The sequence below is a fragment of the Duganella aceris genome, from assembly GCF_011090165.1.
Lineage (GTDB): Bacteria > Pseudomonadota > Gammaproteobacteria > Burkholderiales > Burkholderiaceae_D > Rugamonas > Rugamonas aceris.
In genome coordinates this window covers 396,962-408,265 of sequence record NZ_JAADJT010000007.1, presented here as the reverse complement: position 1 = coordinate 408,265, position 11,304 = coordinate 396,962, and the positions used below count along the sequence as shown (strand labels likewise).

Genomic DNA, 11,304 nt, shown 5'->3' with positions numbered 1-11,304 from the left:
AAACTCTAGTTGACGGAAAGGAGGCGTGGCGCGATAAAATCACCACACTGAACAGCTGAATTTGACCTGACAGTCGCAGGCTTCAAACCGGGTAACTGTCAGATCAAGTCGCGATCACTACAGTTGAAGGATTGCAGGCACGCACTTTAACAACGCTAGGTTCGATGGCCGGTGCTAAGCCGATTCGCAGGGAACGTTGCCATCGAGGTCCACTACCTGCGGCCGCTATGCCAGCGCTAGTCGATTGAAATGGCATATCGGTTGTGCCTTTGCCGCATTCAATCTGCTTGTGGCGGCTGCCAGCCCAAGACGGGTCCGACATGCACCGAAACTCCATAGGCAAAAGAGTCCTGCTTATAAGGAGCTCCGCAATAGAGAATGAAGTATCGGATTTCCTCGGACATTGGCGCACATCTGAGGACAAAAAAAACCGCAGTCTCCTATGAGAACTGCGGTTTTTTATGCTTCTTTGTACCTTCCGGTACTAATCTTGGCGGAGAGAGGGGGATTCGAACCCCCGATAGGCTATGAACCTATACACGCTTTCCAGGCGTGCGACTTCAACCACTCATCCACCTCTCCTGCATTCTTCCCCTTCCGGAGAAGCCGCGAATTATAGCAAAGATTCCGGGGAGTACCAACATTATTTGCCTCTCCGGCCTCTTAACTGCTCCAACGCGTACCTTATAGCGAACTCCGTATGGATTCCCGCTTTCGCGGGAATGACGGTGGGTTGGCTTAGGAGGCTTCTTTCAGCTGCTCCAGGATCGCTGGATTTTCCAGCGTGGAGACATCCTGCGTAATCGTCTCGCCCTTGGCCAACACGCGCAGCAGGCGACGCATGATCTTGCCCGAGCGCGTCTTCGGCAGATTATCCCCAAACCGAATCTCTTTCGGCTTGGCGATCGGGCCAATCTCCTTGGCCACCCAATTGCGCAGCTCCAGCGCGATGCGCTTGGCGTCTTCACCCGTCGGCCGCGCCTGCTTCAGCACGACGAACGCGCAGATCGACTCACCGGTCGTATCGTCCGGCTTGCCCACCACCGCAGCCTCGGCCACCAGCGGATTCGCCACCAGCGCCGATTCGATCTCCATCGTGCCCATGCGGTGACCCGACACGTTCAACACGTCATCGATACGCCCGGTGATCGTGAAGTAGCCAGTATCCTTGTTGCGGATCGCGCCGTCGCCGGCCAGGTACATCTTGCCGCCCAGCTCATCCGGGAAGTAGCTCGACTTGAACCGGTCCGGATTGTTCCAGATCGTGCGGATCATCGACGGCCACGGACGCTTGACCACCAGTATCCCGCCCTGCCCGTTCGGCACGTCGACACCAGCCTCGTCCACGATCGCGGCCATGATGCCCGGCAGCGGCAAGGTGCACGAGCCTGGCACCATCGGCGTTGCGCCCGGCAGCGGGGTGATCATGTGGCCGCCGGTCTCGGTCTGCCAGAAGGTGTCGACGATCGGGCATTTCTCGCCGCCGACCTGGGTGTAGTACCACATCCACGCTTCCGGATTGATCGGCTCGCCCACCGTGCCCAGCAGCCGCAGCGACGACAGGTCGTAGTTCTTCGGATGCACCTTCGGGTCCACGTCCGACGCCTTGATCAGCGATCGGATCGCGGTCGGCGCGGTGTAAAAGATGCTGACCTTGTGCTTGGCGATGGTGTCCCAGAAGCGGCCGGCGTTCGGGTAGGTCGGCACGCCTTCGAACACCACCTGCGTCGCGCCCACCGCCGTCGGGCCGTAGGCGATGTAGCTGTGGCCGGTCACCCAGCCGATGTCGGCGGTGCACCAGTAGACGTCGCTCGGCTTGATGTCGAACGACCATTTCATCGTCAGCGCGGCCCACAGCAGGTAGCCGCCGCTCGAATGCTGCACGCCCTTCGGCGTGCCGGTCGAACCGGAGGTGTACAGGATGAACAGCGGGTGCTCGGCGTCGACCCATTCCGGTTCGCATTCGGCCGGCTGATTGGCGACCAGCTCGTGCAGCCAGATGTCGCGCCCTTCCTTGAAGCCGATGTCGCCGCCGGTGCGTTGGTAGACGATCACGTCCTTGATGGTGTCGCAGCCGCCCAGCGCCAGCGCTTCGTCGACGATGGCTTTCAGCGGCAGGTGCTTGCCGCCGCGCAGTTGCTCGTCGGCGGTGATGACGGCGACCGCGCCGGCGTCGATGATGCGCTCCTGCAGCGATTTGGCCGAGAAGCCGCCGAACACCACCGAGTGGGTGGCGCCGATCCGTGCGCACGCTTGCATCGCGGCCACGCCTTCCACCGACATCGACATGTAGATGATGACGCGGTCACCCTTCTTGATGCCGCGCGATTTCAAACCGTTGGCGAATTTGCAGACCTTCTCGTGCAATTCCTTGTAGCTGACGTTGACCGATTTGCCGTCGTCCGCTTCGAAGATGATGGCGGTCTTGTCGCCGTTGCCGTTCTCCAGATTGCGGTCCAGGCAGTTGTACGAGACGTTCAGGTGGCCGCCTTCGAACCATTTGTAGAACGGGGCGTCGTCTTCGTTCAGCGTGCGCGTGAACGGCTTTTGCCAGACCAGGTTTTCCTTCGCCAGCCGCGCCCAGAAGCCTTCATAGTCGGCTTCCGCTTCGGCGCACAGCGCGTTGTAGGCGTCCATGCCGGCGATGTTGGCTTGGGCGGTGAACGCGGCCGGGGGCGTGAAGATGCGGGACTCCTGTGGTCCTTGTTGGGTGGTAGTGCTGCTCATACATGTCTCCAGTGTTGTTGTATTCGTTTGCCACAAACATAAACTTTGTCGCTTACTGTGCCCTTACAGGCCCGCACTCCCCGGCGGAGGATGGTGCTCTCGTCAATTTTACCAATTTTTCATCGACCCTAAGCGGTATCCACATGATGCTGCGATTTGCTGCGCTGCACGTGTAAAATGTCGGCAGTCTTCATACTGCCTCATTTTAAGGAGTCCTGCTGTAATGACCGAGCCTAACGCCAAACTGCGTCCCCTCCCCGCCTTTATCTTCATGACGCGCTGGTTGCAGTTGCCGCTGTACCTGGGCTTGATCCTGGCGCAATGCGTCTACGTTTTCCATTTCTGGGTCGAGCTCAAGGACCTGATCGGCGCCGTGCTCGGCAACGAGGCGTCGCTGCAGCATATCTTCCAGGCCGTGGCCGTGCCGGACGCCGCCCTTCCAAGCAAACTCAACGAGACCACCATCATGCTGGTGGTGCTCGGCCTGATCGACGTGGTGATGATCTCCAACCTGCTGGTGATGGTGATCATCGGCGGCTACGAAACCTTCATCTCGCGCATGAACCTCGATGGCCATCCGGACCAGCCGGAGTGGCTGTCGCACGTGAACGCGGCCGTGCTCAAGACCAAGCTGGCGATGGCGATCATCGGCATCTCGTCGATCCATCTGCTGAAGACCTTCATCAACGCCGGCGTCTACACCGAGAAGACGCTGCTGGCGCAAACCGGCATCCATGTGGTGTTCCTGCTGTCGGCGCTGGCGATCGCCTACACCGACCGCATCACCACGATGACCCACCACGACTCCAAATCCCATTAACCTTCGCGAGAACACCATGACCATCATAAAGCAAGAAGACCTGATCGAATCCGTCGCCGCCGCGCTCCAATACATCAGCTATTACCATCCCGCCGACTATATCGAACACCTGGCGCGCGCCTACGAACACGAACAGAGTCCGGCCGCTAAAGATGCGATCGCGCAGATCCTGACCAACTCGCGCATGTGCGCCGAGGGCAAGCGTCCGATCTGCCAGGACACCGGCATCGTCAACGTGTTCCTGAAGATCGGCATGGGCGTGCGCTTCGAAGGTTTCAGCGGCACCGTCACCGACGCCGTCAACGAAGGCGTGCGCCGCGCCTACAACTTCGACGACAACAAGCTGCGCGCGTCGATCGTGGCCGATCCGCATTTCGACCGCAAGAACACCAAGGACAACACCCCGGCCGTGGTGCACATGGAACTGGTCGAGGGCAACACCGTCGACGTCAAGGTCGCGGCCAAGGGCGGCGGCTCGGAAAACAAATCCAAGATGATCATGATGAATCCTTCCGATTCGCTGATCGACTGGGTGCTGAAGACCGTGCCGACCATGGGCGCCGGCTGGTGCCCGCCGGGCATGCTGGGCATCGGCATCGGCGGCACCGCCGAGAAGGCGATGCTGATGGCGAAGGAAGTGCTGATGGAAGACATCGACATGTTCGAACTGAAGCAGCGCGGCCCGCAGAACAAGCTGGAAGAACTGCGCATCGAGCTGTGCGACAAGATCAATGCGCTGGGCATCGGCGCGCAGGGCCTGGGCGGCCTGACGACCGTGCTGGACGTGAAGATCATGACCTATCCGACCCACGCCGCGTCCAAGCCTGTGGCGATGATCCCGAACTGCGCCGCGACCCGCCACGGCCACTTCGTGCTGGACGGCTCCGGCCCGGCCTACATGACGCCGCCGCCGATGTCGACCTGGCCGGACGTCAGCTGGGCGCCGGACACCGAAAAATCCAAGCGTGTCGACCTGAACACGCTGACCAAGGAAGAAGTCGCCTCGTGGACCCCGGGCCAGACCCTGCTGTTGAACGGCAAGATGCTGACCGGCCGCGATGCCGCGCACAAGCGCATCCAGGACATGCTGGCCAAGGGCGAGGAATTGCCGGTCGATTTCAAGAACCGCGTGATCTACTACGTCGGCCCGGTCGATCCGGTGCGCGATGAAGTGGTCGGCCCGGCCGGCCCGACCACCGCGACCCGCATGGACAAGTTCACCGACATGATGCTGGAGAAAACCGGTCTGATCGCGATGATCGGCAAGGCCGAGCGCGGTCCGGTGGCGATCGAATCGATCCAGAAGCACCAGTCGGCCTACCTGATGGCGGTCGGCGGCTCGGCCTACCTGGTGTCGAAGGCGATCAAGGGCGCCAAGGTGCTGGGCTTTGCCGACATGGGCATGGAAGCGATCTACGAGTTCGACGTGGTCGACATGCCGGTAACGGTGGCGGTCGATTCCAAGGGCACGTCGGTGCACAACACCGGCCCTGCGGAATGGAAGGCCAAGATCGAGCAGTTGAACGTGTCCATCGTCACTGCCTGATGCACAGCGTCCGCCCCGACCCGGCCGAGTCTCCGATCGGCGTCTTCGATTCCGGCGTGGGCGGACTGTCGGTGCTGCGCCATATCCGCGCGCAGCTGCCGCACGAGCATCTGATGTACTTCGCCGATTCCGGCCATGCGCCGTATGGCGACAAGACCGAGCAGTTCGTCGTCGACCGCGCGCTGGCCGTGACGGATTTTTTGTTGTCGCGGGGCGCCAAGGCGCTGGTGGTGGCCTGCAATACCGCCACCGTGGCCGCGATCAAGGCGGTGCGGGCGCGTTATCCGGAGTTGCCGGTGGTCGGCGTCGAGCCAGGCTTGAAGCCGGCGGCGGCGGCGTCGCGCAACGGCAAGGTCGGGGTGCTGGCGACGGCGCGCACTTTGCAGGGCCAGAAGTTCCTGGAGCTGCGCCAGCAGATCAGCGACGCCAGCAAGGCCGAGTTCCTCTTGCAGCCGGCGGTGGGCCTGGTCGATCAGATCGAACTGGGCGACCTGGAGGCGCCGGCCATCGCCGCCATGCTGGAGAAATACATCGCGCCGCTGCTCGACCAGGGCGCCGATACGCTGGTGCTGGGCTGCACCCACTATCCTTTCGTCAAAACCGGCATCGAGCGCGTGTTGCAGGCGCACGCGCGCGGCGACGTGACCTTGATCGATACCGGCGACGCGGTGGCGCGCCAGCTGGGGCGATTGCTGGAAGGCGCCGGCCTGTTGCGGCCGACGTCGCTGGGCGGCGCGGCGGCGGCCACGCTGCGCGGCTACACCACGGCCGAGGTCAGCGCGCTGGCGCCGGCCTTCGCCAATCTGCTGGGTCTGCACCCGGTGGTGGAAAAAGTGGCCGTTTAGGCAATTTGAAAAAATTTGGCATTTAGATTTGCAGGATTCAAAACAGGCTTGTATAATTCGGCACCTGTTCAGCGATAAGCTAAATATGTGAAGTAAGACAGTGGTGGCTGTAGCTCAGTTGGTAGAGTCCAGGATTGTGATTCCTGTTGTCGTGGGTTCGAGCCCCATCAGCCACCCCAAAAAATACTGTAAAAGGCCGCTCATGCGGCCTTTTGCTTTTTCCGCACCAGTTCCAGGAACGGGCGCAGCAGCGGTGACGGGTTGCTCTTCAAATAGGCGACCGCGATGCCCATGGTCAGCCCCGCCTCCTTCAGCGGCCTGAACACCACGCCGCGCCGTTTTATACTCTGCATCGATGCGGCGATCAGGGCAATGCCCTGCCCTTCCGCGATCAATCCCAGCATGATGTGATGCTCCGCCGGCTCCGGTATGACGTTAGGCTTGAAGCCGATCCGCTCAAAAATAGTCTGGCAGTGGTCGTAGAAACCGGGATTCAGTCGGCGTTCGAACCAGAACATGGGCTCGTCGCGAAGGTCGTCGAAGCCGATCCGGCGTTTTTTGGCAAGTCGATGCCCGGCGGGCAGGGCCACCAGCAAGGGTTCTTCCAGCACCACGTCCGTCGTCAGGCCCTGACTGTCTGTGAAGAGGCCAATGAAGGCGGCGTCGATGGATCCGTTTTTGATCTCCCGAACCAGGCTGATCGAATGTTTGCCCTTGGTGGCGATCCGCCAGCCCGGGTATTTTTCTTGCAGCAGATGGGCCACATCGGGAATGACGCTGCGGTCGAACACCGTCGTGTAGCCGATGGCGAAGCGTCCACCCTCGGCGCCGCGTGCCGCCTTCGCAGTCGCCACCGCTTTTTCCGCCTGGGCCACGGTCCGCCGCGCTTCGGGAAGAAACGCCGATCCCGCCTTGGTCAGGCTTACTCCGGCCTTGCCCCTCACGAATAATTCGACGCCAAGTTGTTCCTCCAATTGGCGGATTTGCCGGCTTAGCGGCGGCTGCGAGATGTGCAGTCGGAGCGCCGCGCGTCCGAAATGCAGTTCTTCGCTCACCGCGAGGAAATAGCGAAACTGCCGTAGGTCGATGGAATCACTCATACCAAAAAGGTATCACGAAAAAGGTATTGGAGGCCTCGCCGGAGAAAATATACAGTCCGCTTACTACCCACGATTCAGGAGGAAGGCATGGATAACGAACGCTATGATCGAGGCTGGGCAAAGCTCAAGGAGGTTGATGGTGAGGCGGGCGAGCATGTCGTTGCAAGCTTGCGCGATATCGCTCCGGATTTCGCGCGGCTGTTGATTGAATTTCCCTTTGGCGACATCTATTCGAGGCCTGGTCTGGATCTCAAAACGCGGGAGCTCGCCGTGGTGGCGGCGCTGACCGCCTTGGGCAACGCCGCGCCCCAGCTCAGAGTGCATATTCACGGCGCCAGGAACGTCGGCTGCTCCGAACAGGAAATCGTTGAGGTCATCATGCAGATGGCAGTCTACGCGGGCTTTCCCGCCGCGCTCAACGGCCTGTTCGCAGCGAAGGAGGTTTTCGGGTACGCACCATAATGACGACGTTGGATACGCGTTTCCTACTTGAGCTTGCTTGACAATAAAACAATGTAGTCGGATGATCGAATCATGGCTACGTCAATCGACATCCTCGAAGAAAAGCTGGCGACTGTTCAAAACGAGCTCGCGTCTTTACGCCTGAGGGTCGATGGCATGAACCCGGAATTGATTTCATTAAAAATAAAAGTGGACATGCTCGACCAGAAGGTCGAAGCGCTGACGGTTGCAGTCGGGGCGTTGAGTAAAGACGTGGCGGCGTTACAAACCGAAGTGGATTTGATTAACGAGGAACTAAAGTCACTCAGTGTTCAAATGGAGAAATTGAATGCTCGAATGGACAAATTCGATACACGAATGAGCACGTTTGACACCCGGCTTGGCGAACTCAACGCAAAAGTAGAAATCATCGCTTCCAATTACGTCACCAAGGCCGACCTCTCGAATGCGCTTTATCAGCTCACTTGGCGCATGATGGCCTTCGGCAGCCTGCTGGTCAGCAGCTGCTTTGCGATCGCGCGTTATGTTTAGCGGCGCTGCGTCGCCGGCGCGGCGGCGGTTTGGCGCAGGATGGCTTCGATCAACTCGTCCAGGTCGAAGGGTTTGCCGACGTGGTCGTCCATGCCGGCCTCCAGCGCCGCCTCGCGGTCGCTGACCATGGCGTTGGCGGTCATCGCGATGATCGGCAGGTCCGCCATGCCCAGCTCGCCCCGGATCACCCGCGTCGCTTCATAGCCGTCCATCTCCGGCATCTGGATGTCCATCAGCACGCAGTCGAACGCCGCCGACGCGCGCAAGGTTTCGATCGCCACCCGGCCATTCTCGGCCACCGTCACCACCGCGCCCTGGTAGCTCAACAGCTCGCGCGCCACTTGCTGGTTGATCAGGTTGTCCTCCACCAGCAGCAGACGCAAGCCTTGCAGCCGCTGCGCCGGCGGCTCGGATGCCGACGACGATGGCGCGTCCTCCGCCGCGTCCGATACCTGCGCGCCGCCCGCCACATCCGCCACGCCAGCCATCTCGGCCGCGTCGTACGCCGCCGCCACCGCATCCCGCTCGCGCGCCTGATCGCGCACGGCGGCCGCGTCGGCCACCGCGTCGAACAGCATTGACGCCGTCACCGGCTTGACCAGGAAGCCGTCCAGCGCCTTGCGCAGCGCCCCGCCGCCATGCTCGACCAGCATCTCGCGCCCATGCGCGGTCACCATCAGCAGCAACGGCAAGCGCGCCGGCGGCAGCATCGCGGCGATGCGCTCGCTCACCCGCCAGCCATCCATGTCCGGCATGCGCCAATCGAGGAACACCACGTCGTAGCCCGGCTCGCCGCATGCGCGCACCAGCTCTAGCGCCTGCTCGCCGCCGGCGGCGACATCGACCCGCCAGCCGAAGGTCTCCAGCATGCCGGCCAGCAGTTCGCGCGCGGTGTCGTGATCGTCGACCACCAGACAGCGCAAGCCGGTGAGCCGCTGCGGGTCGAGGTGGGCGCCGGCGCCCGGCCGCAACTCCTGCAGCAGCGGCAAGGCCTCCTGCGGTGCGGTGCGGCAGGCGACGCTGAAGCGGAAGGTGCTGCCCTGCCCGACCTCGCTGTCGACCGTCAGCGCGCCGCCCATCAATTGCACCAGCCGCTGGCTGATCGCCAGCCCCAGCCCGGAGCCGCCGAAACGCCGCGCGGTCGACGCTTCCGCCTGCGAGAAGCCGTCGAAGATCCGCTGCCGCTGCTCGGCCGAGATGCCGATGCCGGTGTCGCGGATGGCGAAGCCCAGCCACAGCGTGTCCGGCTGCTCCGGATCGGCCGGCAGCCGCTGCACCGACACCACCACTTCGCCGCGCGCGGTGAACTTGATGGCGTTGCCGGCCAGGTTGATCAGCACCTGCTGCAAGCGCATCGAATCGCCCACCGCCCATGCCGGCAGCGCCGGGTCGATGCGGTACAACACCTCGACCTCGCGCTCGCCGACGTTGGCGGCCAGGATCACCGCCACGTCGCGCAGCAGCTGGTCCAAGCTGAACGGCTGCGGATCGAGCGTCATCTTGCCCGCCTCCACCCGCGAGAAATCCAGGATGTCGTTGAGGATGCCCAACAACGCCCGCCCTGCGGCCTCGGCCTTGGCGGTGTAGTCGAACTGGCGCGCGTCGAGCGCGGTCTGCTTCAGCAGCATCAGCATGCCCAGCACCGCGTGCATCGGCGAGCGGATCTCGTGGCTCATATTGGCGAGGAACTCGGACTTGGAGCGGTTGGCGGCGTCGGCCGCCAGCGTGGCGGCGCGCAGGCTGTCCTCGGCCTGCTTGCGCGCAGAGATGTCGGAGGCGATGCCGAGGAAGCCGGTGATCTCACCGTCCTCGTCGCGAATCGCGCTGATCGACAGCATCACCGGACAGCGGCCACCGTCCTTGCGCATATAGGTCCATTCGCGCTCGTCCGGCAGGCCCAGCCTGGCGTGCGCGGCGAAGCCATCGAAGCCGGGCTCGATCCGGTAGCCCAGCTCCCGCGACAGCGCCCGCGCGTGCGCCTCCATCTCGGCCGGGTCGTGCCAGATGCCGGGCGAGCGGCCCAGCACTTCATCGGGCGCATAGCCCAGCAAGCGCTCGGCCGCCGGATTGAACAGCGTGATGCGGCCTTCGACGTCGGTGGCGATGATGGCGTACGACGCGTGCGCGAGGATGGCGCGCTGCAGCGTGGAATACGCGGCGATGCGTCCGGTGCGCTCGCGCACCTGCTGTTCCAGCGTGGCGTTGAGCGCGCGGACGCGGGCGTCGGCGCGCCGCCGCTGCCCCTGGTACAGGAAGGCGGCGGCGGCCACCACCGCGCCGCTGGCCAGCATCGCCGCCAGCACGTTGCGCTGGGCGCGCCGCACCTCGTCCTCGACCGCCGCGTCGGGCGCGGCGGCGATGTAATGCAGGTCGCGTTGCGGATGGCCCGGCTCCAGCGCTACGGCGCGCTGCACCGCGTGCAGTGCGCCGTGGCCGAACGATTGCAGCCCGCCGCCGCCCACCGGCGCGCCGAACTCGTCCTGCCAGCGCCAGCGCCGCCCCAGATCGAAGCCGAAGCCGCGCTGTGGATCCTGATGCAGCAGGAAGTCGCCCTCCCCGTTGATCAGGTAGGCGCGCTGGCCGGGCGGCAGCTCGCCGGCCAACTGCTTCAGCAGCGGTCCGGCATGGTAGTTCAGCACCACCGCGCCGAACAGCCGGCCCTGGTGGATCAGCGGCGTGGCGACGCGCAGCGTCGGCACCTGCGGCAACTCGACCTGGCCGTGCTCGCGGTTCAGATTGATGTCGGAAACGTAGACCCGGCCGGCCGGCAAGCCGGCCACGCCCTGCATGTAGTCGGTATCGCCCTTGCGTTGCAGCTGCGCCGCCGGCACCACCTTGACCTGGCCGTCGCGGCGGTCGACCCGCACCAGCTCCCGGCCGCCGTCGGCGACGCCGATCAGGCGCACCTGGAACACGTCCGGATTGGCGACCGCGAATGCTTCGAAGATGCTGGCCAGGCGCTCGTTCCAGCGCGCGGCCGAGGTGTTTTCCGCCACGTCCATGGCGCCGCCGGCGGCGCGCACCAGCCCCCACACCGGCGGCACGGTCGCCAGGAAACTCACCTGGCGCCGCATCTGCGCGATGTCGCGGTTCAGCATCTCGGCGCTGGCGCCGGCCTGCTCGCCCAGCCGCGCGCCCAGCTCGGCCATGCCGCGCTGGCGCTCGAAGCGCCCCACCACCAGCACCACCGCCATGCTCATCAGCGCCAGCAGCGCGCAGCCCATCAATGTGCGCCGCACGTCGCGTTTCGACAGCATGATCAACGTCATCGGC

General features: G+C 63.4%; 8 protein-coding genes and 2 tRNA genes. 6 read left to right on the top strand and 4 right to left on the bottom strand.

What is annotated here, in order from left to right; translation table 11 throughout:
- Nucleotides 1-491: 491 nt before the first annotated feature.
- A tRNA-Ser gene (locus tag GW587_RS17585) sits at nt 492-582 on the bottom strand.
- 156 nt (nt 583-738) lie between these two features.
- Nucleotides 739-2,727 (bottom strand): acetate--CoA ligase, encoded by a 1,989-nt coding sequence (gene acs / locus GW587_RS17580; protein ID WP_166105573.1) that lies wholly within the window; start codon nt 2,725-2,727, stop codon nt 739-741.
- A 223-nt stretch (nt 2,728-2,950) separates the two neighbouring features.
- Here acs and GW587_RS17575 point away from each other — a divergent pair, with 223 nt between their 5' ends.
- The 4 genes from GW587_RS17575 (at nt 2,951) to GW587_RS17560 (ending at nt 6,117) form a co-directional block, all read left to right on the top strand.
- Nucleotides 2,951-3,547 (top strand): TIGR00645 family protein, encoded by a 597-nt coding sequence (locus GW587_RS17575; protein ID WP_166105571.1) that lies wholly within the window; start codon nt 2,951-2,953, stop codon nt 3,545-3,547.
- Nucleotides 3,548-3,563: 16 nt separating this feature from the next.
- Nucleotides 3,564-5,093 (top strand): fumarate hydratase, encoded by a 1,530-nt coding sequence (locus GW587_RS17570; protein WP_166105569.1) that lies wholly within the window; start codon nt 3,564-3,566, stop codon nt 5,091-5,093.
- Complete coding sequence (murI, locus tag GW587_RS17565; RefSeq protein WP_166105567.1) at nt 5,093-5,938, top strand: glutamate racemase; 846 nt, start codon at nt 5,093-5,095, stop codon at nt 5,936-5,938. The genes GW587_RS17570 and murI overlap by 1 nt, the downstream gene beginning before the upstream one ends.
- Nucleotides 5,939-6,041: 103 nt before the next feature.
- Nucleotides 6,042-6,117, top strand: a tRNA-His gene (locus tag GW587_RS17560).
- Nucleotides 6,118-6,138: 21 nt separating this feature from the next.
- Here the strand turns inward: GW587_RS17560 and GW587_RS17555 are convergent.
- Entirely contained in the window at nt 6,139-7,038 is a 900-nt protein-coding gene (locus GW587_RS17555) for a LysR family transcriptional regulator (protein WP_166105566.1), read from the bottom strand.
- A gap of 87 nt (nt 7,039-7,125) precedes the next feature.
- Here GW587_RS17555 and GW587_RS17550 point away from each other — a divergent pair, with 87 nt between their 5' ends.
- Nucleotides 7,126-7,500 (top strand): carboxymuconolactone decarboxylase family protein, encoded by a 375-nt coding sequence (locus GW587_RS17550; RefSeq protein WP_166105565.1) that lies wholly within the window; start codon nt 7,126-7,128, stop codon nt 7,498-7,500.
- A 72-nt stretch (nt 7,501-7,572) separates the two neighbouring features.
- A complete protein-coding gene (locus GW587_RS17545; RefSeq protein ID WP_166105564.1) occupies nt 7,573-8,031 on the top strand; it encodes a hypothetical protein in 459 nt (152 codons plus the stop codon).
- On the opposite strand, the gene GW587_RS17540 is transcribed toward GW587_RS17545, so the two are convergent.
- Nucleotides 8,028-11,300 (bottom strand): hybrid sensor histidine kinase/response regulator, encoded by a 3,273-nt coding sequence (locus GW587_RS17540; RefSeq protein WP_229259503.1) that lies wholly within the window; start codon nt 11,298-11,300, stop codon nt 8,028-8,030. The genes GW587_RS17545 and GW587_RS17540 overlap by 4 nt on opposite strands.
- Nucleotides 11,301-11,304: the final 4 nt, after the last annotated feature.

Coding starts and splice junctions, on each gene's coding strand:
- acs (WP_166105573.1), bottom strand. CDS start 2,727: ATGAGCAGCACTACCACCCAACAAGGACCACAGGAGTCCCGCATCTTC.
- GW587_RS17575 (WP_166105571.1), top strand. CDS start 2,951: ATGACCGAGCCTAACGCCAAACTGCGTCCCCTCCCCGCCTTTATCTTC.
- GW587_RS17570 (WP_166105569.1), top strand. CDS start 3,564: ATGACCATCATAAAGCAAGAAGACCTGATCGAATCCGTCGCCGCCGCG.
- murI (WP_166105567.1), top strand. CDS start 5,093: ATGCACAGCGTCCGCCCCGACCCGGCCGAGTCTCCGATCGGCGTCTTC.
- GW587_RS17555 (WP_166105566.1), bottom strand. CDS start 7,038: ATGAGTGATTCCATCGACCTACGGCAGTTTCGCTATTTCCTCGCGGTG.
- GW587_RS17550 (WP_166105565.1), top strand. CDS start 7,126: ATGGATAACGAACGCTATGATCGAGGCTGGGCAAAGCTCAAGGAGGTT.
- GW587_RS17545 (WP_166105564.1), top strand. CDS start 7,573: ATGGCTACGTCAATCGACATCCTCGAAGAAAAGCTGGCGACTGTTCAA.
- GW587_RS17540 (WP_229259503.1), bottom strand. CDS start 11,300: ATGACGTTGATCATGCTGTCGAAACGCGACGTGCGGCGCACATTGATG.